The organism is Blastomonas sp. CCH9-A1 (assembly GCF_001557175.1).
Classification (GTDB): domain Bacteria; phylum Pseudomonadota; class Alphaproteobacteria; order Sphingomonadales; family Sphingomonadaceae; genus Blastomonas; species Blastomonas delafieldii_A.
Genome location: NZ_LSHM01000023.1, coordinates 65,099 through 91,242, shown reverse-complemented (window position 1 = coordinate 91,242; position 26,144 = coordinate 65,099). Strand labels below are relative to the sequence as shown.

The window sequence follows — 26,144 nt, the reverse complement described above, 5'->3', positions numbered from 1 at the left end:
GTACGTGTGCAGTCGGGGCGGCCACGCCTCAGAGACGCGCAGCCCCGGCCCGATTCAGGGCGCCAGGGTCATTCGGCCGCGACGCGCTGCTCGACATTTTGCGGGCCGCGGATCAACGTGCCGGGCCGCGCTGCCGTTACTTCGCCGTCGCGGAAGGTAATCTCGCCCGACTTGATCGTGGCGATATAGCCATCGGCCTTTTGCAGCAACCGCTTGCCGCCGGCGGGCAGATCGAACGCGAGCCAGGGGCGCGATAGGCGCAGCCGCTTGAAGTCGATCACGTTGACGTCGGCCAGATAGCCGGGCTTGAGGACGCCGCGATCGTTGAGGCCATAGAGCCGGGCAGTATCGTGGCACTGGCGCTTGACCGCGAGCTCCACCGGGATCGTGCCCGCCTTGCGGTCGCGCGCCCAGTAGCTCAGCAGGAAGGTGGGCGCTGCGGCATCGCAGATCGTGCCGCAATGCGCGCCGCCATCCGAGAGCGAAACCACGGTATCGTCGCGTTCGAGCAGCCCCTTGATGAATTCCAGATTGCCGTCCTGATAGTTGAGAATGGGCAGATAGATGAACCCGGTGCCCTCATTTTCCATCAGCACGTCATAGGCATATTCCGCCGGATCGCGCCCAGCCGCATCGGCAACGAGCGCGATGCTCTCCTCACGTGTCGGTTCGTAGCTGAAGCCGTCGACGAGCGGGAATTGCAGCGCCCATCCGGCGGTGACCAGCATGAACAGGGCAGCGGTATCCATCGAGGGCGGCGGCAAATTGTCCTCGGCGAGCAGCTTCGCCTTGAAGGCAGGATCCTTGAGATGCGCCAGCTGCTCTTCCCATGGCAGGCCTGCGATCGCCTGCCAGCTCGGCCGCTGGACGAACGGGTGGACCGTACCGCGCCACGCCATGACCACGCCGGTGCCGCGCAACGAGATCTGCGCGACGACATGCCCGCCGGTGCGATTGGCCTCCTCGCACGCCGCCATCTGTTCGGTCCAGTGCATCTGCTTCATCGGCGATTGCAGCATCGCGAAGGTGACAGGCAGCCCCGTCTCCTTCGACAGCGCGGTCATCCAGTCGAACTCCTTCCATTCGGGAACGAGGTCGGAGGCCATTTCAAACACGCCATAGCCGACATTGCCCATCGCGCGGCCGATGCCGATCAGTTCGCGCGCGGTTGCGGTCGTGCCGGGAACCAGCTCGCCGTCGATCGACTTGTGCAGCACCGTGCGCGAGGACGAAAAACCGAGCGCGCCTGCGCGCAGCCCATCCTCGACGATTCTCGACATCGCAGCGATGTCCGCATCGGTCGGCTCTTCATTGGCCGCGCCGCGCTCGCCCATCACATAGGCGCGCACAGCGCCATGCGGCACGTGCGTGCCGATATCGATCGTGCGCGGCAGACGCTCGAGCGAGTCGAGATATTCGGGGAAAGTCTCCCAGTCCCAGCTCATCCCTTCGGCCAGCGCGGTGCCCGGAATGTCCTCGACGCCTTCCATCAGACCGATCAGCCATTCGTGCTTGTCGGGCGCCGCTGGCGCAAAGCCAACACCGCAATTCCCCATCACCACGGTGGTCACCCCGTGCCATGACGATGGCGCCATAACGTCATCCCAGGTCGCCTGGCCGTCATAATGCGTGTGGACATCGACAAATCCCGGTGTGACGATCAGCCCTTCGGCATCGATTTCCTGGCGTCCCGGCCCGTTGACCTTGCCGACCACCGCGATGGTGTCGCCGGTGATGGCGATATCGCCGACAAAGGGCGCGCCGCCCAGGCCATCGTAGATCGTGCCATTGCGAATGATCAGGTCGTACATCGGTTCAGGCTCCTCATCCTTGCCGCCGCGCCGGGTCTGCTGCCTGGTCGTCTGACGGTTCGGTGGGGATGCTACGCGAGTTTCGGCGAAAGGGAAGGGGGTAGCGGTACGGTTGCGCAACCGCTCAGACCGTCTCCATGGCCCGCGCCACCGCCAGGAACTCCTCGACGCTCAGCGTCTCGGCCCGCCGCGCCGGGTCGATCCCCACGGCTTCCAGCGCCGCGAGCGCGCCGGGCAGGCCCTTGAGGCTCTGGCGCAGCATCTTGCGTCGCTGGCCGAAGGCGGCAGCCGTGATCGCCTCTAGCCGCGCGGCCCTGATCCCGACGGGCATCTCCGCCGGCGTCAGATGCACGATCGCCGACATCACCTTGGGCGGCGGGGTGAAGGCGCTGCGGTGCACCTTCATCGCCAGCCGCGCGTGGCAGCGCCACTGGCTGAGGATCGCGAGCCTGCCAAAGGCATGGCTGTCGGGCGCGGCGACGATCCGGTCGGCGACCTCGCGCTGGAACATCAGCGTGAGCGACAACCATTGCGGCGGCCAGTCCTGCCCGCTCAGCCAGCCGATCAGCAGCGCGGTTCCGACATTATAGGGCAGGTTGGACGCGATATGGCACGGGCCGGGCATCACGCTCGCGAGCGGGATCTCGAGCGCATCGCCCTCGATCACCTTCAATTGGCCCGGAAAGGCTTCGCCCAGTTCGGCGAGCGCCGGCAGGCAGCGCCGATCGCGCTCGATCGCGGTGACGTTTGCCCCGGCGCGGAGCAGCGCCCGTGTCAGCCCGCCCGGGCCTGGGCCGATCTCGAGCACATCCTGCCCGTCCAGCTCTCCGGGCACCGCCGCGATCCGGTCGAGCAATTGCTCGTCGAGCAGGAAATTCTGCCCCAGCGCCTTGCTCGCAGCGAGGCCATGGCGCGCGATGACGTCACGCAGTGGGGGCAGGGCAGGGACGGGCGTGCGCATCAACCGTCGTACGACTGGCGATGTGTCCAGGCCGCACCCGCCATGCGGATCGCGGCGATCATCGAACGCGGGCTGGCCAGCCCTTTGCCCGCGATGTCGAACGCGGTGCCATGGTCGGGCGAGGTGCGCACGATCGGCAGGCCCAAAGTCATGTTGACCGCATCGTCGAAATGCAGCGCCTTGACCGGGATCAGCGCCTGGTCGTGATATTGGCATAGCGCCACGTCATATCGCGCTCGCGCAGCGGCGTGGAACATGGTGTCGGCGGGCAGGGGGCCTGCCACCAGAAAGCCCTCGTCGCGCAGGATGTCGATCGCGGGCTGGATGATCTCCATCTCCTCGCGGCCCATGCTGCCCTGCTCGCCGGCATGCGGGTTGAGCCCGGCAATGGCGAGGCGCGGGCGCTCGATGCCGAAATTGCGCGCCAGCCCCTTGGCCGCCGCACGCGCCCGATTGACGATGAGTTCGGTCGACAGCGCTCCCGGCACATCGGCGATACCGATATGCACCGTGATCGGAATGACGCGCAGTTCGGGACCGGCGAGCAGCATCGCGACATTCTGGCGCGAAACGCCGCAGGCCTCGGCGATGAATTCGGTCTGGCCGGGAAAGTTGAAACCGACCTTCTGCAGCTGGATCTTGGAGATCGGCGCCGTCACGATGCCGCAGGCCGTGCCTGCGCGCGCCAGACCCACGCCCATTTCCAGTGCCTGCAGCGCGCAGCGCGCGCCGTCGAGATCGGGCTCGCCGGGGATCACCGTGCCGCTGTCGATGACCGGCAGCACGGGCAAGGCGGTAGCAAAGGCGTCTCGCGCCTCTCCGGGGTCGCCGATGACCTGGATCGGCCCGCTCCACACCGCCTCGAACGCGCGTGGGTCGCCCACGGCAAAAAACGGCGTCAGACCCTCGGCCTCGCGCGCGTCCCAGCTCTTGCCGATGATTTCCGGGCCGATACCGGCGGGATCACCGGCCGAAATGGCCAGCAATTGCGTCACGCGAGGCACCGACCGGGGTGCATCAGTTATACTCGATCACGGCGTCGCGGCGAAGGTCGCGCAGATAGATCTGCGCGCGGCGATTGACCTTTTCCTCTTCCATATTGGCCATCAGCTGTTCGGGGCTGGGGCCGCCATCGGCCGAAGGGTCATCGCGGCCGCAAAGCACGAGCACGCGCACGCCATCCTTGACCGAGCCGAAAGGCTGGGTCGCTTCGCCGATCGACAGGGCGAGCAGCGTGTCCTGCAACGGCGCAGGCAGTTCGCGCACGGGCACCTGATCGTTGTTGGTGACAGTGGCGCCGAGCTGCTTGGCGATCTCATCGGCCGCGCCGCAACCCTTGATCTGCCGCGTAGCCGAAGCGAACTCGGACGCGCGCCTGGTCGCATCGGCCTCTGAGATGCCGGGCGGAAAGGCAATCGAAAGCTGCTTGAGGCCGAGCAGAGCATCGCGCGGGTTGGCGGTCAGCACCTGGCGCTTGTCGATCAGATAGATCAGCGAGAAGCCGCCGGGAATCTCGATCGGTCCTGCGAGCTGGCCGACCTGCATGTCACGTGCAACGACGCCGAGCGCGGGCGGCAGCTGTCCGAGCTGGATCCAGCCCAGATCGCCGCCCACCGCTGCGGTCGAGGCCTCGGAAAACTGGCGGGCATAGGCGACGAACGATCCGCCCTGCTGCAGCTGCTGCACGATCTGTGCCGCGTTCTTGGCGACTTCGGCACGGTTCTGCGAGTTGGCGGAGAGGTAGATTTCGCCGATGCGATATTCCTCGGTGCCCTTGTTGGCCTTCAATCGCTCGATGACTTCCTTCACCTCCTCCTCGGAGACGTTGATGAAGGGGGTGACGTTGCGGCCGAGCAGGCGCTGCCAGGCGAGTTCGCCGCGGATCTGGCGCTTGAGCGAGCGCGGCGAGGAGCCGATGCTGGCCAGATACTTGTCGAGCGCGCCGGTATCGCGCCGGAAATTCTGCTGCGCGACCTGCGCATAGGTCCGCTCGACCTGGTTCTCGTCGACCTTGATGTCGTTGGCGGCGGCTTCCTGGATCTGCAGCGTCTCGTCGATCAGGTTGCGAAGGACCTGCAGGCGCAGGCGCTGGCGCTCTTCGTCGGAAACCGGCGCGTCGTTGGCGGCGAGGATCAGCGCCACGCGCTCGTCAATATCGGTGCCGGTGATGATCTCGCTGTTGACGATTGCGGTGGCGCGGCGGACATTCGGGTCCTGCTTGCCGAAGATCGTCAGCCCCTCGGGAACATTGAGCGAGGTGTCGGGCATCGCCGCTGCATCATCCTGCACCGTCTGGCCGGTGGCGGGGAGGGCGAGGCCGGCGATCAGCGCGCTGGCCAGCGTGGTCCGGGCCAGCTTGCGGGTACGGATCGCGAAAGTGTTCAATGCGTGCAAGCTCATATCTTCCTGAATGGGACAAAGCGACCCCTTGCCCAAAATCGGCTTAACCGTGGCTGAGCGGGGCGGTGAATATCGCCTTTGCGATCAAAAGCCAAGGTTGCGCAGGGCGACACGCAGCAGAAAGGTATCGCCGCGCTGGGCATCGCCCACCGGGATATAGTCGCGCCGCCAGGTGACGCCGAGCTCGAGGCAGTCATCTTCATAGGCGACGCCCAGCCGGGTGCGGATAGGCTGGAAGCCGTCCGCCTGCAGCGCCGGGTCCTCTTCGCGATCGCTGAGATCGAACACGCCTGCACCGAAGATCGACCAGTAGCGCGCGATGCGCACCCGACCTGCGACACGTAGTTCCTCGCGGTCCTGCAGGTCCTCGATCTCCGGACCGATATCGCGGTTGAGCCTGAGATAGCCTACCTGGACATAGGTCTGGCGACCACCCACGGTGACATCGACTTCGTTGCGGCGCACCGCAAGATTGTCCTTGTCGAGCCGGAAGCGGTGGGTGTAGCGGATGAAGTTGCGCAGCTTCAGGTCCAGCCGCCCGACCACGTCCGAGGTGCGATTGCCCAGGCCCGTGCCTTCGGGCAGGAAATCGCGCTCGTCATCGAAGCGATAGCTTTGCCCGACGACGGCGTTCAATTGCATGCCCGGACGCTGGAGCGACCATTCGACCCCGTAGACGACGCGCACGCCCTCTTCCATCCGGTCATAGCCGGGCAGACGATTGAGCGAGAAAAGATTGCTGTCTTCCAGTTCGATCGCGCGCGAATCCTCGTTGGGCAGTTCCAGATTGCCCGTAGTGGGAGTTGCCACGACCTGCACGCGCGGGCTCAGCACCTGGGTGCCGCCAAAGGCTTCGCCGACGAACGGCCAGCGCATGTCCGCCGCGATCGATCCGCTGGCGCGCGCCTTGAGGCCGGATTCGCCGCGATAGATCAGCGTGTTAGTGAGCGCATTGTCGCTGCTGTTGTAGACGTCGCCGCGCGCCAGTGCGGTCAATGTGAATTCCTGGCCAAGGCCGGTCAGGCGGCGCATGTCCCAGCGGGCCTGAGCAAAGGCGCGCTGCGTGTCCTGGCCGGAGGTGCGGCCGATGGCGAGCGTGTTGAGCTGGAACTCGACCTTCCCGCCCGCAACCTGGTCGGGCATGCGATAGCGCCAGTCGACCACCGGCAGCGCGATCGGCACCTGGCCCTGCGGATCATTGACGCGCAAGGTCTGTGTCGCCCAACCGGCGAGCGAGAAATAGCTGTTCGGCCCAATCCGCTCCGCCTCTATCGTCGAACGCAGCCGGTCTTCGCGGCTCACGTCATAGCGGCGCAGGAAGGTGCGGTCGGTGACCGCACGGATCGATCCGCTGATGCTCCACGCCTCGTCCAGCTGGAACCGACCCGTCGCATCGAAATAGCCGCGAAAATCGTTCTGGCTGTCCGGCGCGACATTGCCGGCACCCACCGGGATGCGTGATCCGGCGGTGGCATAGCCGGTGATCTGATAGGCCCCGCGATCGGTGAGCGCGCGATAGGTCGCATTCACCATCGGCAGCGCTTCGGTGAACACCGATCCGGTGACGGTCAGATCGCGATTGGGCGCCAGGCTGATATAATAAGGCAGGCTGAGCTGGACGCCATTGGCCTGGCTGAAGCGGATATCGGGAACGAGTATGCCCGATCCGCTGCCTTCGCCCACCGGATGGCTGAGCCCGGGCATCGGGATGACGGGCAGGCCGAACAGCTCGAGCCGCGCGCCGTCATAACGCACGCGCTTGTCGGCAGGGTTATAGACCACCTTGATCGCGCGGAGCTGCCAGCTCGGCTTCTTGGGCTTGCCGGTGGGGGTTTCCACCAGACAGGCCGAATAGGCGGCATTTTCGAGCGTGATGACGCCATCGGTCCGGGTGCCACGGCTGGCGACCATGCGGCCGCCGGCTTCGAGCACGACCAGGATATTCTCGATCACGCCATCGCGGATCGATTCGGTCAGCTCGATCGAATCGCCGTAAAGCCTGTTGCCTTCAGCATCGGTGATCTGGACGCTGCCATTGGCGCGCACCTGGCCGCTCTTGCGATCCCAGGTGACGGTGTCGGCGACCAGCGACTGGTCTTCGCGGACCAGCAGCACGTTGCCGGTGGCGGTGACGACATCGGCATTGCTGTCATAATCGAGCCGGTCGGCAGTGAATTCGATGACCTGCTGTTTCTCGCCGGCGGTGCCTGCGGCAGGCGCGCTCTGGTCATCGGCATAGCGCACGATGTCCTTGCGCGTGAACGTCAGATTCTCGCCGAGCAGATAGCTGGTGCGTGTGCAGACGGGTTGCGCTGCGGCCTGGTCCGCGGCCAGCGCAGGGGCAGCCTGCGCTGCGAGCAGCGCCGATCCCAGCAACAAACCTGTCCGTGAAAAGCGCAAGCCAGCCATCCGTCGATTCATGCGGTGGTTGTTATCGCCCAGAATCACGGGCCGTCCACGCGCCAGAATCGCGCCTATTGCACTGCAAAAGCCCGAGCGCAAACCGCTTTCGATGGTCCGTTTAAGGCTGCGGCAAATGCTGGCAAACAAAACGAACCTGTCCTATCGCTTGCAAGCTGCGATCTGCCACCAATATGGCACGCAGCGCCGTGTCGCCCCTTTGCGCCGCTCTGTCATAGGCGCGACATGGTTCACAATCGATTAACCGGCCGACCGGCCCGCCTTTCGGGGACCCTTTGATGAACATTGTTTTCGACGCTTCCGCAGACGCTTATGCCGTGATCGCCTATCCGGTCGCCAAGGATGAGCTGGCCAGCCTCAACCTGCCGCTCGAATCCGGTAAAGTGGTGATCGATGGCGCGAAAGCGGCGCGTTTCGAGGGCGGCGCGGGCGAGGTGTTCGACATTTTCGTGAGCGAAGGCGGCAAGACGCTGCGCGTCGCGCTGGTCGGCACTGGCGGTCAGTCGCGCACCGATCTGGAGCGCGCCGGCGGTCAGCTGGTCGCCAAATATCAGCGCTCGGGCGTGGTCTCGCTCGCCGTCGACATGGGGCTTGGCGCGCTGGGCGGCAATCGCGAGGGCGCGAGCCAGTTTCTGTTCGGCGCGACATTGCGCAGCTGGGCGCACGATCACTATCGGACGAAGCTGCCCGCCAAGCAGAAGGTGAGCCTGGGCGAGATCGGCGTGGTGGGCGGTCCGGCGGGTCTTGGTGCGGTTTGGAGCGACCAGGCCGCGATTGCCGAGGGCGTTGCTTTCACGCGCGATCTGGTGACCGAGCCTGCGAACGTGATCTACCCGGAGAGCTTCGTCGAACGCTGCCGGCATCTGGAATCGCTGGGTGTCGAAATCACCGTGCTGGGCCAGGAAGAGATGGAAAAGCTCGGCATGGGCGCGCTGCTCGGGGTGGCGCAGGGCTCGGTCCGTCCGCCGCGGCTGATCGCGATGCGCTGGAACGGCACCGGCGACGCAAAGGCCAAGCCGGTGGTTCTGGTCGGCAAGGGCGTGACCTTCGATACGGGCGGCATCTCGATCAAGCCCGCTGCCGGCATGGAAGACATGAAGTGGGACATGGGCGGCGCAGGCGCGGTCGCTGGCACGATGAAGGCGCTCGCCGGACGCAAGGCCAAGACGCATGTCGTCGGCATTTGCGGACTGGTCGAGAACATGCCCGACGGCAATGCCCAGCGCCCCGGCGACGTGGTCACCAGCATGTCGGGTCAGACGATCGAGGTGATCAACACCGACGCAGAGGGCCGTCTGGTGCTGTGCGACGCGCTGCACTGGGCGCAGGAGAATTACGAGCCCGAATATATCGTCGATCTGGCGACGCTGACCGGCGCGATCATCATCTCGCTCGCCGACCAGCATGCCGGGCTGTTCAGCAACGACGATGGCCTGGCCGAAAAGCTGACCGCTGCGGGCAAGCTGGCGGGCGATCCGCTGTGGCGCTTCCCGCTGAGCAGCGCCTATGACAAGATGATCGACAGCCCGATTGCCGACATGAAGAATGTCGGCGCCAAGGGCGGCGGATCGATCACCGCAGCGCAGTTCCTGCAGCGCTTCATCAAGCCCGGTGTCAAATGGGCGCATCTCGACATTGCCGGAATGGTCTGGGCAGACAAGCCTGGCCCGGTCTGGGACAAGGGTGCGACTGGTTATGGGGTTCGTCTTCTGAATCAGTGGATTGCAGACAATTTCGAGAATTGATCTGAAGGCGATTTGCCGCTCTGGCCTTGAAGCCCTCCCCCTTGATGGGGGAGGGTTGGGTGGGGGTTGCCTTGCCAGATTTTGCCGATGGCCAAGGGACGCCAAATCTGCACCAAGTCGAACCATCACCCTCACCGCTGCGACTAGGTGGCAGAGCCACCAAGTCTCGCTGCCTCTCCCATCGAGGGAGAGAGGGAGTGCGGTAACCTCCCCTACACAAAGGCGATAGAAATGCAGGTCGATTTTTATCACCTGACGCGCGATCCCGCCGAGCGGGTGCTGCCGCTTCTGGCGGAGCGCACGCTGGCGCTCGGGCAGCGCATGCTGGTGCTGTCGGCCGATGCCGGGCATCGTCAGGCGTTGAGCACCGCTTTGTGGTCGCTCAAGCCCGACAGTTTCCTCGCGCATGGCGAGATCGACGGGCCCAATCCCCAGGTGCAGCCGATCCTGCTCGCTGATCGGGTCGAGCCCGCCAATGGCGCGCGATTCATCGCGCTGGCCGACGGGCTTTGGCGCGACGAGGCGCTGCGTTTCGACCGCGTGTTCCTGCTGTTCGGCGAGGCGACGATCGCCGATGCGCGCAAGGCCTGGGTCGCGCTGGGCGAGCGCGAGGGGCTGGAACGCCATTACTGGAAACAGGATGGCGGCAAATGGGTTGAACAGACCCCCGGCAAGCGTCAGGATGCGCGCGAACCATAGGAGACGGTGGAATGCGCAACTCTTTGATGGCAGTCGCAGCGGTGGTGCTGCTGGCAGGCTGCGGCGGCGAGAAGACCGTCTATAGCGATGCTGAGGGCAATGAGGTCAAGGTGACCCGCGAGGGCGATGGCGATGCCTCTGAGGTCAAAATCACTAGCGCGGACGGCTCGGCTACCGTCAACATCAATGCAGGCGCAACCGACGCCAAACTGCCCTTCGGGCTGGAAGTCTATCCCGGTGCCAAGGTCGTCTCGACGATGAACAGCAACAGCGACGGCAATACCGGTGCGATGGTCGTCATGGAAAGCAGCGCCAGGCCCGATGCCGTGCTGGCCTGGTATCGCAAGTCGGTCGAGGCCAAGGGCTTCAAGGTCGAGACCGAAATCACCACCGGCGATATGCGCGCCATCGCAGGAACGAAGGATGGCGGCTCGTTCACCTTGCAGGTTGCTCCCGCGGATGCGGGATCGTCGATCACGCTAATCGCAGGGGCAAGCTGAGCGGGCAGGTGAGACCGCTCCGGCAGCGGTTTTCCTTGCAGCGCACAATCCGGCCCGCTAGGGGCGGCGGCGAATCGCGCCGTGCGTGCGCGAGGCTCAACACCCAATAGCAGGAGCATCCCCATGGCCGTCACCCGGACCTTTTCGATCATCAAGCCCGACGCCACCCGTCGCAACCTGACCGGTGCGGTCACAAAGATGCTGGAAGAAGCCGGCCTGCGCGTCGTCGCTTCCAAGCGCATCCACATGACCCGCGAACAGGCCGAAGGCTTCTACGCCGTGCACCGCGAGCGTCCTTTCTTCGGTGAGCTGGTCGAGTTCATGATCTCGGGCCCCGTTGTTGTACAGGTGCTGGAAGGCGAAGACGCCGTGAAGCGCAACCGCGACATCATGGGTGCGACCAACCCCGCCAATGCCGAGCCGGGCACCATCCGCAAGGAACTGGCCGAGAGCATCGAAGCCAATTCGGTCCATGGTTCGGACAGCGAAGAGAATGCCGCGATCGAAATCGCCTATTTCTTCAAGCCGGAAGAAATCGTCGGCTGATCATCATGCCACGCGCTGCCGGGCCCGATCTGAACCCGGCAGCGCTGGCATCGCCGCCCGTGCGCGGCACCCGCGATCGCCTGGCCAGGCTGCGGATCGCGATGACCTATTTCTGGCGGCACCACCGCCTGCCAGACCTGGAAGATCCCCGCCGCTTCACCGAATTCGTCCAGCGCCGCAAGCTGGTCGACCGCGACCCGCGCATGCCGGTCTGCTCGGACAAGCTCGCCGCCAAGGCCTATGTGGCCGACTGGCTCGGACGCGAATGGACCACCCCGACGCTCTGGCAGGGTGATGTGCTGCCGGAAACGCCAGCCTGGCCCCTGCCTCTGGTCGTCAAGTCGCGTCATGGCTGCAATCAGCGCGCCTTTGTCCGCTCATCGCGCGATGACTGGGAGGCGGTGCGACGCAGGAGCAAGGCCTGGATGGCCCAACCCTATGGCCTCTGGCTCGATGAATGGCTCTATCGCGAAATCCCGCGCGGGCTGCTGGTCGAACCTTTTATCGGCACAGGCGGGCAGCTCCCCATAGACTACAAGCTCTATGTTTTCGGAGGCGAGGTGGCGTGCATCCAGGTGCATCTGGAGCGGGAGACGCGGCATCGCTGGATGCTGTTCGACCGCCAGTGGCGGCGCTTCTCGTCGCCGACACGCGATCCCGACCCTGCCAAGCCCAGCTCGCTGGACCGGATGATCGTGGCCGCCGAAACGCTGGGGCAGGGCTTCGATTTCGTCCGCGTCGATTTTTACGAGATTGCCGGAACCCCCCGCTTCGGCGAGATGACCTTCTATCCTGGCTCGGGTCTCGATCCGTTCGATCCGCCGGAGATCGACCTCATGCTGGGTCAACTCTGGGCGAAAGCCCGCAGCCAGCAACTGCCGGTCAGAACTCCGCCGCGATGTCCATGAACTTCGTCAGCCGCTTCGGCGCGACGCTGCGCCAGCTGCGGTGCAGCCAGTCTGCGATATGCTCCCAATCGGTGCGGCCCGTATCGAGCCGGATCGCGATCCAGCCCGAGGGCGCGTAGAATTTGGGCAAGTAATAGAGCTCGGGATCCTGATCCACCAGCGCGGCCTGCTCGTCCGCACCGCTGGTCTTGACGAGCAGCGCGATCGCTTCCTCGCCATGATGGTGGATCGAGACATAAGCGAAATACTTGCCCGACTTCTCGCCCCCGACGCGCCAGCCGGGCGCGCCGTGCGAAGGACGTGCATCGGTCTCGGGAAGCGCGAGGGCCAGTTCGCCGACCTTGGCGACGATCCAGTCGGGATCACTCTCGCGCGAGACATAATCGGCCAGGGTACGCGAATAGAGCTGGTGTTCGGCGATCAGCACGCGCGCGGCGAGGCATTCTGCGCTGTCGCCCGGCAGGATCGCAACCTCGATCTGGCCGAGCACCGGGCCGTCATCGAGCTCTGCCGTCACAAGGTGCACGCTGCACCCGGCAACCTTGTCCCCCGCATCGATCGCGCGCTGGTGCGTGTGCAGCCCTTTGTATTTGGGCAGCAGCGAGGGATGGATGTTGAGCATCCGCCCCTCCCAGCTCCGCACGAAACCGGGGGTGAGGATGCGCATATAGCCGGCAAGCGCGACATGATCGGCGCCGCTGGCACGGATGGCCTTGTCCATCGCCGCGTCATGGCTCTCGCGATCCATGCCCTTGTGCGACAGCGCGAAGGTCGGCACGCCTTCGGCCTCGGCAAGCTTCAGCCCTCCGGCACTGGGATCGTTCGAGGCGACCAGCACCACCTCATAGGGGCAAGATGGCGCGCGCGAGGCATAGAGCAACGCGGCCATATTGGTGCCGCTGCCCGAGATCAGGATGGCGAGCCGGGCCTTAGCCGGCATGGGTGGCGCTCCACGCCGATTTCGCGCTCCAGGTCTCGATCGATCCGCTGACCGTACAGCCCTTGTCGCCCGGCTCGATGCGGCCGATGCGGTGGACGGTCTCGCCGGCAGCTTCGAGATCGGCGGTCACGCTGGCGACATCGCTTTCGGCCACCACCAGCACCATGCCGATGCCGCAGTTGAAGGTGCGCGCCATTTCCTCGGGTTCGATATTGCCCTGCGCCTGCAGGAACGCCATCAACCGCGTCTGGGCCCAGGCATCGGCATCGACATGCGCATGCGCGCCTTCAGGCAGCACGCGCGGGATGTTCTCGAGCAGGCCGCCGCCGGTGATATGCGCCATCGCGGCGATCCGGCCCGATTTCACCACCGGCAGCAGCGAAGACACATAGATTCGCGTCGGTGCGATCAGCGCGTCGATGAGCAGGATCTCCTGATCGAACAGGGCCGGGCGGTTCATCTTCCAGCCCTTGTCGGCTGCGAGACGTCGCACCAGCGAATAGCCGTTCGAATGCACGCCCGACGAGGCGAGGCCGAGCAGGACGTCGCCCGGCTTCACACGGTCGCCGGTCAGCACCTCGTCGCGCTCGACCGCGCCGACGCAGAAGCCGGCCAGGTCGTAATCGCCCGGCGCGTACATGCCCGGCATTTCGGCGGTCTCGCCGCCGATCAGCGCGCATCCTGCGAGCTTGCAGCCATCGGCAATGCCCGCGACGACGCGCTCGGCAACGCCGGTGTCGAGCTTGCCGGTCGCGAAATAGTCGAGGAAAAACAGCGGCTCGGCACCCTGAACGATCAGATCATTGACGCACATCGCGACCAGATCGATGCCGATTGCATCGTGCCGGTCATGGTCGATGGCGAGCTTTACCTTGGTGCCCACGCCATCGTTCGCCGCGACCAGCAACGGGTCCTTGAAACCGGCGGCCTTGAGATCGAAAAAGCCGCCAAAGCCCCCCAGTTCGGCATTGGCGCCGGGGCGCGCGGTCGCCTTGGCCAGGGGCCCGATGGCCTTGACCAGCGCATTGCCCGCAGCGATCGAAACACCTGCTTGAGCATAGCTGTAACTTGTCGGATTTGGCGCGTCGCCGGTCTTGTCAGTCATGGCCAGAGCGGTTAGCGACTTCTCGCTTGGATTTCCACGCCATTGTCGCCAAAAGAGCGGCCACGCCGCCGCCGGAGACGGGCAGGGGGCGACAAGCTCGTTTTCGCGCGGTTGTTTGAAGCTAGGATACATTGATCACCAGCCTGCCCCTGCAACGTCCGGCGCCCCGAATTTCTCGCGTCTGGATCGCCTTCGCCCTGTTCGCGCTGCTGCTTGGCGCGGGCGCGCTGGTCTATGCCCAGATCGAGGGCGATCGCGGCATTCCGCCGATCGCCAGCGGCGGCGATTTCGAAGTGAGCGGGGTCAAGGTCGACGGCTCGGGCAAGAATGCCGACGAAGCCCGCTCCAACGCCTGGCGCGATGCGCAGCGCAAGGGCTGGCAGAAGCTGTGGGCGCAGATGAACCGCTCGGGCGCTGCCCCCAAGCTCAGCGATTCGGCGCTCGACGGTATCGTCTCGGCAATCGTCGTCGAAAACGAGCAGATCGGCCCGCGCCGCTATATCGCCACCCTGGGCGTGCTGTTCGATCGCGCACGCGCCGGTGAGCTGCTCGGCGTCAGTGGATCGGTGCTCCGATCGGCGCCGATGCTGGTGGTGCCCATCTATATCAGCGGCGGCTCTGCGCAGACCTTCGAGAACCGCACGCCCTGGCAGGCGGCCTGGGCGCGTTATCGCACCGCCGAGAGCATCGTCGATTATATCCGCCCTTACGGATCGGGCGCGGATTCGCTGCTGGTCAACGCCGCGCAGACCGGACGCCGCAGCCGCACCTGGTGGCGCCTCATTCTCGACCAGTTCGGCGCTGCCGATGTGGTCATCCCGGTGGTGCAGGTCGAACGGCAATATCCCGGCGGGCCGATCACCGGGCGCTTTGCCGCGCGCTTCGGGCCGGACAGCCGCTTGCTGGGCAGCTTCACGCTGAAGGCCCGCAACAGCGATGGCCTGGCCGCGATGCTCGATCAGGGCATCAAGCGGCTCGACCGCATCTATGCCGGCGCCGTCCGCTCGGGCGAGCTCCGCCCCGATTCCTCGCTGATCATCGAAAAGCCGGTCGAACTGGTCGAGGAAATGCTCGACGAGACGCTGGCCGAGGACATTCCCGTCGAGTCGGGCGGGCTGACCACGGGCACGCAGATCATCTCGATCCAGTTCGACACCCCGGATGTGGCGGCCGTGCAGGCGGGCGAACGCCTGGTGCGCGGCATTCCCGGCGTCACCTCGGCCAGTACCGCCAGCCTGGCGCTCGGCGGCACTTCGGTGATGCAGGTCAATGCACAGATCGATATCGATGCGCTGCGCGGTGCGCTCGAGGCGCGCGGCTATCGTGTCCAGCAGGGGCCCGGGGTGCTGCGAATCTCGCGCGCGGCCCCGGCACCTGGCGGCGGATGACATGACGCGCCAGTTCGCTCTGCCCTTTGCGGCAGCCGGACCGGACGGTGACAGCGAATTCCTGGTCACCGCCTCCAACCGTGCGGCGATCGACCGGCTGTTCGACTGGACCCGTCTGCCCTTTGGCGCGGCCGTGCTGGTCGGCCCGCCGGGATCGGGCAAGACCGTGATCGGCAGGGCCTTTGCCGCAGGGTCTGGCGGTGACTTTATCGACAATGCCGATGGCGAGAGTGACGAGACCTTGTTCCACGCCTGGAACCGGGCGCAGACGCAAGGGCTGCCGGTGCTGTTTGCCGCAAGCAAGCCGCCGGGGGAATGGGGCATCAAGCTGCCCGATCTGCTGTCGCGCCTGGGCGCATCGTTGCTCATCGAGATTCCGCCGCCCGACGAGGAGATGGCGCAGCTGCTGTTGCAGAAGCTGCTCGCACGCGCCGGGCTCGCCTTGCCCGATGGCCTGGCGCATTACGCTGCGTTGCGCACCGAGCGATCCTATCCCGCCATTCGCGATCTCGCGCGCACGATCGACGAGATGGCGCTGGCAATGCAGCGCCCGATCGGCCAAAGACTGGTGCGCGAGGCACTGGCGAAACTGGCAGGAACCGATGGCAGCCCAACCGACTGAGATCGAAGCGAAACCGGCAGGTTCTTCCGAATCGCAACGCCGCTATTTCAACCGTGAACTGAGCTGGCTGGCGTTCAACGATCGCGTGCTTGAAGAGGCCTGCAATCCGCGCCATCCGCTGCTCGAGCGGCTGCGCTTTCTCTCGATCTCGGGTAACAATCTCGACGAATTCTTCATGGTTCGCGTAGCCGGGCTGGTGGGTCAGGTCGCGCAGCATGTCGAGGAGCGCTCGGCCGACGGACGCACGCCGGTGCAGCAGCTTGCCGCGATCGAACGCGCGGTCGACCGGCTGAATGCCGAGCAGCAGCGCGTGTGGAGCGAATTGCGCACGCTGCTGGCCGATACCGGCGTTGTCGAAGCCAATGTCGAGGATCTGGGCGAAACCGATCGCGCCTGGCTGCGCGAGCATTTTGTGACCCAGATTTTCCCGGTGCTCACCCCGCAGGCGCTCGATCCGGCGCATCCTTTTCCCTTCATCCCCAACAAGGGGCTGAGCCTGATCTTCGATCTCAAGCGCCGGTCGGATGGCAAGACGGTGCGCGAACTGGTGATGCTTCCGGCCACCATGCCGCGTTTCCTGCGCATTGCCGGGGGGCGGGGCCTGTATCTGGCGCTCGAGAAGATCGTGGTGGCGTTCGCCGACAAGCTTTTTCCGGGCTATGATGTGCGCGGCTCGGGCCTGTTCCGCATCATCCGTGACAGCGATATCGAGGTCGAGGAAGAGGCCGAGGACCTGGTGCTCTATTTCCGCACGGCGCTGAAACGCCGGCGGCGGGGGCAGGTGATCCGCCTGGAGACATCGCGGCTGATGGACAAGGGGCTGGCCCAGTTGCTCGACGACAATCTGCTGCACGAGGGCGGCAACAAGTCGTCGGATGATGGCTTTCTGGGCATCGGCGATCTCGCTGCGCTGGTCGACGAGGATCGCCCCGATCTCAAGTTTCCGGCCTATACGCCGCGTTTTCCCGAGCGAATTCGCGAGCATAATGGCGATTGTTTTGCAGCGATCCGAAGCAAGGACATTGTTGTCCACCACCCTTATGAAAGCTTCGAGGTGGTCATTGCGTTCCTGAAGCAAGCCGCTGCTGACCCCGATGTCGTGGCGATCAAGCAGACGCTCTACCGCGCTGGCAAGCAGTCGGCGGTGATCAACGCGCTGATCGCGGCGGCAGAGGCGGGCAAGTCGGTCACGGCCGTGGTCGAGCTCAAGGCCCGGTTTGACGAGGAGCAGAATCTGCTCTGGGCCAGCGCGCTCGAACGCGCCGGCGTCCAGGTGGTCTATGGCTTTATCGAGTGGAAAACCCACGCCAAGATCTCGATGGTCGTGCGGCGCGAGCCCGAGGGATTCCGCACCTATTGCCATTTCGGCACCGGCAACTACCACCCGATCACAGCGCGCATCTATACCGATCTCAGCTTCTTCACGGCCGATCCGCGTGCCGGGCGCGATGCGGCGCAGCTGTTCAACTATATCACCGGCTATGTCGAACCCGAGCAGCTCGAACTGCTCTCCATGTCGCCGCGTGACCTGCGCCAGGATTTGATCGCGCTGATCGATCACGAGATGGAAGAGGCGCGGGCCGGGCGGATCGGAGCGATCTGGGCCAAGATGAACTCGCTGGTGGACCCGGCGATGATCGAGAAGCTTTATGCGGCGAGCAGCGCCGGGGTTCAGATCGAGCTCGTCATTCGCGGCATCTGCTGCCTGCGCCCCGGCGTGCCCGGTCTGTCGGACAATATCCGGGTGAAGTCGGTCGTCGGGCGGTTTCTCGAGCACAGCCGCATCTGGGCCTTCGGCAATGGCGATGCGCTGCCCAATGACAAGGCGAAGGTCTTCATCAGTTCGGCCGACTGGATGCCGCGCAACTTCGATCGGCGCGTCGAGTACATGCTGCCGATCGAGAACCCGACGGTGCACGATCAGGTGCTCGAACAGGTCATGGTTGCCAATCTGCTCGATAATGAACAGAGCTGGGAACTGGATGCCGATGGTTGCTATCATCGCGTAAGAACCGAGGACAAGCCGTTCAATCTGCATCGCTATTTCATGACCAACCCATCGCTGTCGGGTCGTGGCAAGGCGCTCAAGCATAGCGAGGACGTGCCCAAGCTCAGCCTGCACCGACGCGCCGCTAAGATTGATTGAGCCGGACGTCGTCGTGAATTTCTTCATTCGCAAGCAGAACCAGCCGGTTCACCTCTATCGTACCGCGATCATCGATATCGGCTCGAACTCGGTACGCCTGGTGGTGTTCTCCGGACCGCGGCGCAATCCGGCGCTGATCTTCAACGAGAAGGTCATGGCGGGGCTGGGGCGTTCGCTGGCGGAGACCGGCATGATCGACGAGCCCTCGATGGCGCGCGCGATCCAGGCGCTCGAACGCTTTCGGATCGTCGCGCGAGAAATGGATGTCGACGAGACCGTGTGCGTGGCGACCGCGGCGGTGCGCGATGCCGGCAATGGGGAGGAATTCACCCGCAAGGTCGAGGCGCTGGGTCTGGATATCACGATCCTGTCGGGCGATGACGAGGCGCGCACGGCGGGCCTGGGCGTGATTTCGGCCATTCCGGATGCTGACGGCATTGTCGGAGACCTGGGCGGCGGCAGCCTCGATCTTGCGCGCGTCGCCGGCGGCGAGGTGCTCGATACCGCCACCCTGCCGCTCGGCGTGCTGCGCGCGGCCGCCATCCGGCGCGGCGATTCGGCGGCGCTGTCGCGCACGTTCAAGAAGATGGTGGCGGCCTATCCGTGGCTCGCCGCGCATCCGGGCAAGCCCTTCTATCTCGTCGGCGGCTCCTGGCGCGCTTTCGGGCGGCTCGACATGCACCTGACGGCCTATCCGCTCAAGGTGCTGCACCAATATCGGATCGATGTCGCCCGGCCCGAAAAGGTGCTGGCGGGTTATCGCAGCATGGAGCGGGATGCACTGCGCCAGGCCACCGGGCTGGCACCGTCGCGCATCGAGACGCTGCCCGACGCGATAGCGCTACTCCGGATGATGCGAGACCTGGTGAAGCCCAGCGCCTTCGTGCTGTCGTCCTTCGGCCTGCGCGAAGGCCTGCTCTACGCCCGGATGGACCCGGAGGTACGCCAGCGCGATCCGCTGCTCGTCGCCACCGAGCGGTTCGGCCAGCTGCAATCGCGCTTCGGCGAGGATGCGCGCCCGCTGTTCGACTGGATATCGCCGGTGTTCGGCGACGACCCGTCCGAATGGCAGCGCTGGCTGATGGCGGCGTGCCACCTGTCCGATGTCGCCTGGCAGGCGAGCCCCGATTTCCGGGCCGAACGCGGGCTGGAAATCGCGCTGCACGGCAACTGGGTCGGCATTGATGTCATCGGGCGGTCGATGATCGGCCAGGCGCTCTATACCAATTTCGGCGGTGGGCCGCGTCCGTTCCCGCTCGAACGCCATGTCGCATCGGATGTCATGCTCAGCCGGGCGATCGGTTGGGGACTGGCGATGCGCCTGGCGCAAAGGCTCGCGGCGGGCACGCACGATGTCTTGCGTCGATCGCGGTTGCAGCGCAATGGCGACGCGCTCGAACTGGTGCTGGAACCGCGCGACAAGGCCCTGATGGGCGAGGTGGTCGAGCGCCGCCATCGGCGTCTGGCGCAGTTTCTCGGGCTACGCGCCGTCGCAATCTGAGCGGCCCTACTGGTAAAACGCCAGGCCAGGGTTTATCTAGCGGCAAACGCAGCTGCAAAGGGATGGCGCATGTTCGGCGCACTGAGCGAATATCTGGACTCGATCCGCGTGCGCGACCCTGCTCCGCGCTCCCGCTGGGAAATCCTGCTTTATCCGGGTGTGCTTGCGCTAGGTCTGCACCGCGTGGCGCACTGGCTGTTTACCGGAGAGCTGTATTTCCTCGCCCGGCTGGTCAACCATATCTCGCGCTTTCTGACGGCGATCGACATCCATCCGGGCGCGCAGATCGGCAAGTTCTTCTTTGTCGATCATGGTTTCGTCGTCATCGGTGAGACCGCCGTCATCGGCGACAATGTCACGATCTATCAGGGCGCGACGCTGGGCGGGCGCAACCCCACCGATGGCGTAGGCGGCAAGCGCCATCCGACGATTGAGGACGATGTCATCGTCAGCCTGGGCGCGGCAATCCTGGGCCCTGTGACCGTCGGCAAGGGCGCCCGCATCGGCGCCAATGCGGTGGTGACCAAGGATGTCGCTCCGGGATCGGTGATGGTCGGCATTCCAGCGCGGCCGACGCCGGTCGACGCTGCCGAAAAACAGCGCGGGTTCGTGCAATATGGCACGCCGTGCAGCCAGACCTTCGATCCCAATACGCAGAAGCTCGAACTGCTCCAGTGCGAGATTCGCCAGATGCAGGAGAGGATCGCGCAGCTGATCGACGAGCGCGACGAGGCTCGTCGCGCCGCGCGGCCTGCCGAGCCTGACCGCGACAGCGGGACCGCTGCTTGAGCATCGGCGGCAACGTTTCGCTCTTTCCGGTGCCGGGAGCCCCGGGCCAGGTCGGTTTCGACCGGGAGGAGCTTGGCCGCATTCTCGACCTGTATGGCCGTATGGTCGCCGCCGGCTTGTGGCGCGATTATGCGATGGACCTGGGCCGCGATGCCGCGGTGTTCTCTGCCTTCCGCCGGGCGACCGAGCGGCCCGAATATCACATCGAAAAGCGTCCTGCGCTGCGCCGCAAGCAGGGCCAATGGGCGCTGGTGGGCGAGGGCGGCGCGGTGCTGAAACGCGGGCACGAACTGTCGGGCGTGCTGGCGCCGCTCGAGCGCAAGCTGGTTCGCGTCGTCGATTAGCCTCTATCAGACGTCAAATTCGTGCTCGCCGTGCGGTTCCAGGCTCGCCTTGTGGAGCAATTGGCCTAGCCAGGCGGCGATGACGCACATCGCGGCGCTGAGCAGCAGCTGATAGATCACATCGACCCCCGCGACGCTGAGGCCGATCGCGATCAGCGAGCCGATTACCATCGCGCCCGAATTGACGATATTGTTGGCCGCAATCGTGCGCGCCGCCTCGCTCTTGTGCACCGTGGTGGTGAGAAACGCATAGAGCGGCACGACGAACATGCCACCGGCAACTGCGATACCAAGTAGCGAGGCCAGCAGCGGAATCGCCATCGGGTGCGTTACGAATTCGCCGACGCTGAACAATGATCCGGGTTCATCGGGCACCCATTGGCGGCAGACGAAGAAGAAGGCGACGACGAACAGCCCCATCACGATCACCGATACCGGCGAGTATCGGGCCGAGACGGTGCCCTTGAGCAGCGCGTTGATCGCCACCGATCCGATCGCGACGCCGACCGAGAACACCACGAGAAACAGGCTCGCGACCTCCTTGCTCGCGGTCAGCACGTTCTTGGCGAGCGGCGGGAACTGGATGAACAGCACTGCACCGATCGTCCAGAAAAAGCTGATGGCAACGATCGCCAGGAACACGCGGCGTACCCGCGTTGTTGCCTTGATCAGCGCGATGGACGCGCGGATGAAGTTGAAATCGAGCCTGGTCGCCTCGGTCATCGGCGGGGCAGGGGGCACTTGCCGCCCGGTGAAATAGCCGATGATCGCCGTAAGAACGACGGCGACGCCCGCGACCTCGACCGGAATCCAGCCCGCCAGGATGGTGCCGAGCAGGATGGCGATATAGGTTCCCGCCTCGACCAGACCGGTGCCGCCTAGCACTTCCTCATCGTTCAGGTGCTGCGGCAGGATGGCGTATTTGATTGGGCCGAAAAAGGTCGAGTGGATGCCCATCGCGAACAGCGCGAGCATCATCAGCGGGATAGCGATGGTGTGCACCGCCAGACCCGCCCAGGCCATGTACAGTCCGGTCCCGCCGACCAGCATGATGATGATCTCGCAGAACTTGACGATGCGGATGATCACCGCCTTGTCGCGGGTATCGGCGAGCTGGCCTGCCAGCGCGGAGAGCAGGAAGAACGGCAGGATGAAGATCGCGGTCGCGATCGCGCTGAACCAGGTTTCCGCCGTCTCGTCATTATAGACGCTGTAGACGACGAACAGCACCATCGCGTTCTTGTAGAGATTGTCGTTGAACGCGCCGAGCAGCTGGGTCACGAACAGGGGGAGAAAGCGCCTCTTGTTCAAAAGCGCGCCAGCTGAAGCCATGCTGAGTGTTCCTCGGTGGTTTGCCCGCAAGACCTTCCGCCATCCGGCCTGCCCTGTGCGGGCGAGCGGCGATACGAAAAGCCCTGGCCGCCGTATCGGGTTCATGGGGCAGACGGTCAAGCCATTTCCATTGTCGGATAATCCGGTTATGAGGCGTGCAGCTTATGCTTACCGTGCCCAATATCCTGACGCTCTCGCGGATCGTCACCGTGCCGCTGCTGGCCGCCTTGCTGTGGTGGCCCGAATGGGCGACCGGCTATCTGCTGGGATTCGTCGTCTACTGCCTGATGGGCATTACCGATTATTTCGACGGCTATCTCGCCCGCGCGCAGGGTGCTGTGTCGCGGCTCGGCATCTTCCTGGATCCGATTGCCGACAAGATCATGGTGGCGGCGGTCATCCTGATTCTCTGCGCCAACGGCAATATCCACGGCCTGCACGTCATTGCGGCGCTGATCATCCTGCTGCGCGAGATCACCGTATCGGGACTGCGCGAATTTCTCGCCGGGCTGCAGGTGTCGGTGCCGGTATCGCAGCTCGCCAAATGGAAGACGACGCTGCAGCTGCTCGCGCTCGGCACGCTGATCTTTTCCGGCGGCTTTCCCGATGAGCTGTGGATGCAGCATCTGGGCCTCGCCGCGCTATGGACCGCGGCCCTGCTGACGCTGGTCACCGGTTGGGACTATCTGCGCGTCGGCCTGAAGCACATGGATTGAATGCGGCAGGTTGGTTGCTGCGCGAATCATTTAATGAAGCAGAGTCCCGACCCAAGCGGCGGGTAGCATCCGCTTCTGCAATCCAACCCTATAAGGAAGAAGCCCCGTTGCAGCCGTCTTTACCGGTTCCACAGCGATCGGCCAGATTGGCATCGGTGCCGCAATAGGCGATCACCGTCTGGCCAGCGGAGAAGCCTGCCACGCCCGTCATGTCCTACGCGATAGCGTAGAGGTTGGCTGATACTGAACCCGTCGGTAAGTCGACGTTTAAGATTGTCGCATTCCCGATTTGACGCCCAGCTTCATCCTGACCCGTCGTCAAATCCCCAAGGTGCAATATAACGCCCTGCCCATAACTGCGACTACATGCATCCACGGAGAGTATGGCTAAGAGCAGATTACGATCCATCAATTCTCATCTCGACGAAAGTCACCGTGATGCAATCTGGCAGATAAGCTAAAATCTCTAGGATCATGATTTGGATTAAGGCTTGGCTCTGGGTAGCGTCCCAGCCATCGAAGCCTCTCTTGTAAACTCGGGGCAAAATTTTCTTCGGTCACCTGCACCGTAATGCGGCGTAGAGCGTAACCCGGCCCAAATACCGAAGCGAAATCAGCGGGGTTCACTGCCTCGACCGCCGCCGGATCGGCCAGGTCGCGGAAGGTCACCAGCATCGGATAGTCCTCCGGTGCGACCTCCGCTTGCCGCTTCACGCCTTTTCCGGACGCAATACGCGCGGCGCTTTCGACGATATCGTTTTGAAAGGCTGGGTCGAGCGCCGTCATCGACAGGCCAGCCATGTCGCCTCGGCGTTCGTCTTGAGAAGCGCGAACAGTGTCCGGCCGTTCGGGAGGTCCACGGCGACGGCTTCACCCCTGACGCCCCAGCCGCGGCTTGCTTCCTCGGGAAGAAGCGCAGTCTTGTTGTTCGCCCAGACTTCGTAAACGCTCGACCCCTTACGCAGCCCCTGAGGCGTGTCGACTTCTACCGTGAGCTCAAAGCGATAGCGGTAGGGGAACATCTCAGCGCAGCCTGACAATGCCAGCGCCGCAGCAGCAGCCAGCAAAGTGCCGCCGATCGTTCGCCAAACGCCCATTACTCTGCCTCTCTGACTCAGCCCGCGCATTTCCCTTCGGCATGGCCACGGCGCAGGATGTCGGCGAGCATGCGGAATTCTTCGGCCCTGGGGCTGTTGCGGCGCCAGATGATCGCGATGTCGCGCGCGGCATGTTCGGCGAGGAGGGGCCGCGCGACGACATCGGTGTTGTTCAGGATCCCGGCATCGATCGCAATCTGCGGCAGCAGGGTAAGGCCGAGACGGTTGTCCACCATCTGTACCAGCGTATGCAGCGAGGTGCCGAACATCATCGCGCTGGCGCGCAATTCGGGCCGGTTGCACGCGGCAAGCGCGTGGTCCTTGAGGCAGTGACCGTCCTCGAGCAGCAGCAGCCGCGATTCGTCGATCAGTTCGGGCGCGACCTTTTCGGGCGGATCGCGCGGGTCGTCCTTGGGAAAGGCGACGTAAAGCGGGTCGCTGAACAGCAGTTCGTGCTCGACATCGCCCGCCGGAAAGGGGAGCGCGAGCAGCACGCAATCGACCTGGCCATGGTGCAGCGATTCGACCGCTGCGCCGCTGACTTCCTCGCGCAGGAACAGCTTCAATTCGGGCTGTTCGCGGCGCAGGCCCGGCAGCAGCCGGGGCAGCAGGAAGGGCGCAATGGTCGGAATGACGCTCATCCTGAGGTCGCCCGAGAGCGGCTTGCCCGAGGAGCGGACGAGATCGGCGAGTTCCTCGGCCTCGCGCAGGATGCGGTGCGCCTTGGCGACGACCTTGTTGCCGAGCGGCGTGAAACGAACGACGCGCCGGGTGCGCTCGACCAGAACCACGCCCAGCAGCGTCTCCAGCTCGCGGAGACCCGCCGATAGCGTCGATTGCGCCACGAAACAGGCGTCTGCCGCCTTGCCGAAATGCCCATGCTCTTCGAGCGCCACCAGATATTGCAGCTGCTTGAGCGTGGGCAGGTACGAGGTCATGGCTGCTCCGCCAGTGCGGCGGCGACCAGATCTTCGGGTTCGGCCACCAGTTCGGTGCGGGTCATCTTGATCCGGCCATCGGCGATCGCAAAGGCCATGCGCCCTTCGACCAGAGCCAGCGCATCGCGCCCGAACTGCTCGAACCGCCAGCCTTCGAGGATAGGCAGGCCCTTGCGCACGCCCGCAGCCAGTGCTTCCAGATCGTCACTGCGCGCCAGCAAGCGCGCTGCGACATCAATCTCGCGCGAGCGGATCTTGAGCAGCAGCTTGAGCAGGTCAGCGACGAGCGCGCCTTCCTTTCCCAGTGCAGGCCCGCGCGGGCTCTTGGGCGGCATTTCGGCAGCGGTCAGCGGGCGCGCGGCGAACAGCGCGTCCATCATTCTCGCGCCGATATCGTTCTCGCGCCAGGCACCGGATAGCCCGCGCACCTTGCCGAGCTCGGCCTGGGTCGAGGGCGGATGCGCGGCGATATCGGCAAGCGTCTCGTCCTTCATGATGCGGCCGCGCGGCAGGTTCTTGTCCTGCGCCTCGGTCTCGCGCCACCAGGCGAGCGCGCGCATCCGGCCCAGGACCTGCGCGCTGCGGCTCGGCGGGCGGATGCGCTGCCAGAGGGTGTCGGGATCGGGCTTGTACTGGCGCGGGTCGCCGAGCTTTTCCATCTCGATATCGAGCCATGCCCCGCGCCCGGTGCGGCGCAGCTTGTCGAGCATCTTGGGGAAGATCTTCGCCAGATGCGTGACATCGCCGATCGCATAGTCGATCTGCCGCGCCTCGAGCGGACGGCGAGACCAGTCGGTAAAGCGCGCGCCCTTGTCGACGGTCAGCCCCAGCCAGCTTTCGACCAGGTTTGCATAGCCTATCTGTTCGGCCTGACCGAGCGCCATCGCCGCGACCTGTGTGTCGAACAGCGGGGACGGGGTCTTCCCGGTGAGGTTGAAGATGATCTCGATATCCTGCGGTCCTGCATGGAAGACCTTCAGCACATCGTGGTTTTCGGTGAGCAGGTCGAGAAGGGGGCCGAGGTCGAGCCCAGGCGCCTTCGGATCGATCGCCGCTGCCTCTTCCAGATTGCCGATCTGCACCAGGCACAGTTCGGGCCAATAGGTGTTCTCGCGCATGAATTCGGTGTCGACCGCGACGAAATCGGATCGCGCAAGGCGATCGCACAGCTGCGCGAGGGAATCGGTGTCGGTAATCAGCGGATGGATTTTCATGGGCAACCTATACAGCCTGTG

At 64.8% G+C, this 26,144-nt stretch carries 24 protein-coding genes; 12 read left to right on the top strand and 12 right to left on the bottom strand.

What is annotated here, in order from left to right; genetic code table 11:
* Positions 1-68 precede the first annotated feature (68 nt).
* The 5 genes from AX725_RS06640 to AX725_RS06620 form a co-directional block, all read right to left on the bottom strand.
* Positions 69-1,811: an N-acyl-D-amino-acid deacylase family protein gene (locus AX725_RS06640; protein ID WP_066114466.1), complete on the bottom strand. Its 1,743-nt coding sequence runs from the start codon at positions 1,809-1,811 to the stop codon at positions 69-71.
* A gap of 124 nt (positions 1,812-1,935) precedes the next feature.
* A complete protein-coding gene (rsmA, locus tag AX725_RS06635; protein ID WP_060979815.1) occupies positions 1,936-2,772 on the bottom strand; it encodes a 16S rRNA (adenine(1518)-N(6)/adenine(1519)-N(6))-dimethyltransferase RsmA in 837 nt (278 codons plus the stop codon).
* A complete protein-coding gene (gene pdxA, locus AX725_RS06630) occupies positions 2,772-3,767 on the bottom strand; it encodes a 4-hydroxythreonine-4-phosphate dehydrogenase PdxA (RefSeq protein WP_060979814.1) in 996 nt (331 codons plus the stop codon). Before pdxA ends, rsmA begins: the two co-directional genes overlap by 1 nt.
* Positions 3,768-3,789: 22 nt before the next feature.
* Positions 3,790-5,172: a peptidylprolyl isomerase gene (locus tag AX725_RS06625; RefSeq protein ID WP_060979813.1), complete on the bottom strand. Its 1,383-nt coding sequence runs from the start codon at positions 5,170-5,172 to the stop codon at positions 3,790-3,792.
* A gap of 84 nt (positions 5,173-5,256) precedes the next feature.
* Positions 5,257-7,581 (bottom strand): LPS-assembly protein LptD, encoded by a 2,325-nt coding sequence (locus tag AX725_RS06620; RefSeq protein ID WP_231726388.1) that lies wholly within the window; start codon positions 7,579-7,581, stop codon positions 5,257-5,259.
* Positions 7,582-7,871: 290 nt separating this feature from the next.
* On the opposite strand from AX725_RS06620, the gene AX725_RS06615 reads away from it, so the two are divergent.
* The 5 genes from AX725_RS06615 to AX725_RS06595 all read left to right on the top strand — a co-directional run bounded on the left by AX725_RS06615 (position 7,872) and on the right by AX725_RS06595 (position 11,991).
* A complete protein-coding gene (locus tag AX725_RS06615; protein WP_060979812.1) occupies positions 7,872-9,338 on the top strand; it encodes a leucyl aminopeptidase in 1,467 nt (488 codons plus the stop codon).
* A gap of 231 nt (positions 9,339-9,569) precedes the next feature.
* Positions 9,570-10,037 carry a DNA polymerase III subunit chi gene (locus AX725_RS06610; RefSeq protein WP_060979551.1) on the top strand — a complete coding sequence of 156 codons (468 nt, stop codon included), beginning with the start codon at positions 9,570-9,572 and terminating at the stop codon, positions 10,035-10,037.
* An 11-nt stretch (positions 10,038-10,048) separates the two neighbouring features.
* Complete coding sequence (locus AX725_RS06605; protein WP_066110949.1) at positions 10,049-10,537, top strand: hypothetical protein; 489 nt, start codon at positions 10,049-10,051, stop codon at positions 10,535-10,537.
* Positions 10,538-10,660: 123 nt separating this feature from the next.
* The gene (ndk, locus tag AX725_RS06600; protein ID WP_023837915.1) at positions 10,661-11,083 is read left to right on the top strand and encodes a nucleoside-diphosphate kinase; all 423 of its coding nucleotides are present in this window, start codon (positions 10,661-10,663) and stop codon (positions 11,081-11,083) included.
* Positions 11,084-11,088: 5 nt separating this feature from the next.
* On the top strand, positions 11,089-11,991 hold the full coding sequence (locus AX725_RS06595) for an ATP-grasp fold amidoligase family protein (RefSeq protein ID WP_081096988.1): 903 nt from the start codon (positions 11,089-11,091) through the stop codon (positions 11,989-11,991).
* Here AX725_RS06595 and purN read toward each other — a convergent pair.
* Entirely contained in the window at positions 11,966-12,931 is a 966-nt protein-coding gene (gene purN, locus AX725_RS06590) for a phosphoribosylglycinamide formyltransferase (RefSeq protein WP_060979553.1), read from the bottom strand. The two genes, AX725_RS06595 and purN, sit on opposite strands and share 26 nt — an antisense overlap.
* Complete coding sequence (gene purM, locus AX725_RS06585; RefSeq protein WP_060979554.1) at positions 12,921-14,036, bottom strand: phosphoribosylformylglycinamidine cyclo-ligase; 1,116 nt, start codon at positions 14,034-14,036, stop codon at positions 12,921-12,923. The genes purN and purM overlap by 11 nt, the downstream gene beginning before the upstream one ends.
* A gap of 131 nt (positions 14,037-14,167) precedes the next feature.
* Between purM and AX725_RS06580 the strand changes: the two genes are divergently transcribed.
* From AX725_RS06580 to AX725_RS06555, 6 genes are all read left to right on the top strand, one after another.
* The gene (locus tag AX725_RS06580) at positions 14,168-15,424 is read left to right on the top strand and encodes a hypothetical protein (protein ID WP_060979555.1); all 1,257 of its coding nucleotides are present in this window, start codon (positions 14,168-14,170) and stop codon (positions 15,422-15,424) included.
* A 1-nt stretch (position 15,425) separates the two neighbouring features.
* Positions 15,426-16,046 carry a P-loop NTPase family protein gene (locus AX725_RS06575; RefSeq protein WP_060979556.1) on the top strand — a complete coding sequence of 207 codons (621 nt, stop codon included), beginning with the start codon at positions 15,426-15,428 and terminating at the stop codon, positions 16,044-16,046.
* Complete coding sequence (locus AX725_RS06570; RefSeq protein WP_060979557.1) at positions 16,027-18,192, top strand: RNA degradosome polyphosphate kinase; 2,166 nt, start codon at positions 16,027-16,029, stop codon at positions 18,190-18,192. The genes AX725_RS06575 and AX725_RS06570 overlap by 20 nt, the downstream gene beginning before the upstream one ends.
* 13 nt (positions 18,193-18,205) lie before the next feature.
* Positions 18,206-19,693 carry a Ppx/GppA family phosphatase gene (locus AX725_RS06565; RefSeq protein WP_060979558.1) on the top strand — a complete coding sequence of 496 codons (1,488 nt, stop codon included), beginning with the start codon at positions 18,206-18,208 and terminating at the stop codon, positions 19,691-19,693.
* Positions 19,694-19,762: 69 nt separating this feature from the next.
* Entirely contained in the window at positions 19,763-20,482 is a 720-nt protein-coding gene (gene epsC / locus AX725_RS06560) for a serine O-acetyltransferase EpsC (RefSeq protein WP_060979559.1), read from the top strand.
* Entirely contained in the window at positions 20,479-20,826 is a 348-nt protein-coding gene (locus AX725_RS06555; protein WP_208598045.1) for a DUF2794 domain-containing protein, read from the top strand. Before epsC ends, AX725_RS06555 begins: the two co-directional genes overlap by 4 nt.
* A 6-nt stretch (positions 20,827-20,832) precedes the next feature.
* Here the strand turns inward: AX725_RS06555 and AX725_RS06550 are convergent, their stop codons facing one another.
* On the bottom strand, positions 20,833-22,158 hold the full coding sequence (locus tag AX725_RS06550; protein ID WP_060979560.1) for an MFS transporter: 1,326 nt from the start codon (positions 22,156-22,158) through the stop codon (positions 20,833-20,835).
* A gap of 164 nt (positions 22,159-22,322) precedes the next feature.
* On the opposite strand from AX725_RS06550, the gene pgsA reads away from it, so the two are divergent.
* A complete protein-coding gene (gene pgsA / locus AX725_RS06545; RefSeq protein WP_060979561.1) occupies positions 22,323-22,874 on the top strand; it encodes a CDP-diacylglycerol--glycerol-3-phosphate 3-phosphatidyltransferase in 552 nt (183 codons plus the stop codon).
* Between the two features lie 408 nt (positions 22,875-23,282).
* On the opposite strand, the gene AX725_RS20880 is transcribed toward pgsA, so the two are convergent.
* The 4 genes from AX725_RS20880 to rnd are packed head-to-tail and all read right to left on the bottom strand — an operon-like array spanning position 23,283 to position 26,123.
* On the bottom strand, positions 23,283-23,675 hold the full coding sequence (locus tag AX725_RS20880; RefSeq protein WP_155645802.1) for a hypothetical protein: 393 nt from the start codon (positions 23,673-23,675) through the stop codon (positions 23,283-23,285).
* Positions 23,657-23,971 carry a hypothetical protein gene (locus AX725_RS06540; protein ID WP_066117624.1) on the bottom strand — a complete coding sequence of 105 codons (315 nt, stop codon included), beginning with the start codon at positions 23,969-23,971 and terminating at the stop codon, positions 23,657-23,659. The genes AX725_RS20880 and AX725_RS06540 overlap by 19 nt, the downstream gene beginning before the upstream one ends.
* A gap of 17 nt (positions 23,972-23,988) precedes the next feature.
* Entirely contained in the window at positions 23,989-24,909 is a 921-nt protein-coding gene (locus AX725_RS06535) for a hydrogen peroxide-inducible genes activator (protein ID WP_066114469.1), read from the bottom strand.
* The gene (gene rnd, locus AX725_RS06530; RefSeq protein WP_060979564.1) at positions 24,906-26,123 is read right to left on the bottom strand and encodes a ribonuclease D; all 1,218 of its coding nucleotides are present in this window, start codon (positions 26,121-26,123) and stop codon (positions 24,906-24,908) included. The genes AX725_RS06535 and rnd overlap by 4 nt, the downstream gene beginning before the upstream one ends.
* Between the last annotated feature and the right edge of the window lie 21 nt (positions 26,124-26,144).

Bases quoted from the DNA above. Each gene is read 5' to 3' on its own strand.
- ndk (WP_023837915.1), top strand. From the start codon at position 10,661: ATGGCCGTCACCCGGACCTTTTCGATCATCAAGCCCGACGCCACCCGT.
- purM (WP_060979554.1), bottom strand. From the start codon at position 14,036: ATGACTGACAAGACCGGCGACGCGCCAAATCCGACAAGTTACAGCTAT.
- AX725_RS06570 (WP_060979557.1), top strand. From the start codon at position 16,027: ATGGCAGCCCAACCGACTGAGATCGAAGCGAAACCGGCAGGTTCTTCC.
- AX725_RS06615 (WP_060979812.1), top strand. From the start codon at position 7,872: ATGAACATTGTTTTCGACGCTTCCGCAGACGCTTATGCCGTGATCGCC.
- AX725_RS06535 (WP_066114469.1), bottom strand. From the start codon at position 24,909: ATGACCTCGTACCTGCCCACGCTCAAGCAGCTGCAATATCTGGTGGCG.
- AX725_RS06550 (WP_060979560.1), bottom strand. From the start codon at position 22,158: ATGGCTTCAGCTGGCGCGCTTTTGAACAAGAGGCGCTTTCTCCCCCTG.
- AX725_RS06610 (WP_060979551.1), top strand. From the start codon at position 9,570: ATGCAGGTCGATTTTTATCACCTGACGCGCGATCCCGCCGAGCGGGTG.
- AX725_RS20880 (WP_155645802.1), bottom strand. From the start codon at position 23,675: ATGGCTGGCCTGTCGATGACGGCGCTCGACCCAGCCTTTCAAAACGAT.
- AX725_RS06540 (WP_066117624.1), bottom strand. From the start codon at position 23,971: ATGGGCGTTTGGCGAACGATCGGCGGCACTTTGCTGGCTGCTGCTGCG.
- AX725_RS06625 (WP_060979813.1), bottom strand. From the start codon at position 5,172: ATGAGCTTGCACGCATTGAACACTTTCGCGATCCGTACCCGCAAGCTG.
- purN (WP_060979553.1), bottom strand. From the start codon at position 12,931: ATGCCGGCTAAGGCCCGGCTCGCCATCCTGATCTCGGGCAGCGGCACC.
- pgsA (WP_060979561.1), top strand. From the start codon at position 22,323: ATGCTTACCGTGCCCAATATCCTGACGCTCTCGCGGATCGTCACCGTG.
- rsmA (WP_060979815.1), bottom strand. From the start codon at position 2,772: ATGCGCACGCCCGTCCCTGCCCTGCCCCCACTGCGTGACGTCATCGCG.
- AX725_RS06605 (WP_066110949.1), top strand. From the start codon at position 10,049: ATGCGCAACTCTTTGATGGCAGTCGCAGCGGTGGTGCTGCTGGCAGGC.
- AX725_RS06575 (WP_060979556.1), top strand. From the start codon at position 15,426: ATGACGCGCCAGTTCGCTCTGCCCTTTGCGGCAGCCGGACCGGACGGT.
- AX725_RS06620 (WP_231726388.1), bottom strand. From the start codon at position 7,581: ATGGCTGGCTTGCGCTTTTCACGGACAGGTTTGTTGCTGGGATCGGCG.
- rnd (WP_060979564.1), bottom strand. From the start codon at position 26,123: ATGAAAATCCATCCGCTGATTACCGACACCGATTCCCTCGCGCAGCTG.
- epsC (WP_060979559.1), top strand. From the start codon at position 19,763: ATGTTCGGCGCACTGAGCGAATATCTGGACTCGATCCGCGTGCGCGAC.
- AX725_RS06595 (WP_081096988.1), top strand. From the start codon at position 11,089: ATGCCACGCGCTGCCGGGCCCGATCTGAACCCGGCAGCGCTGGCATCG.
- AX725_RS06640 (WP_066114466.1), bottom strand. From the start codon at position 1,811: ATGTACGACCTGATCATTCGCAATGGCACGATCTACGATGGCCTGGGC.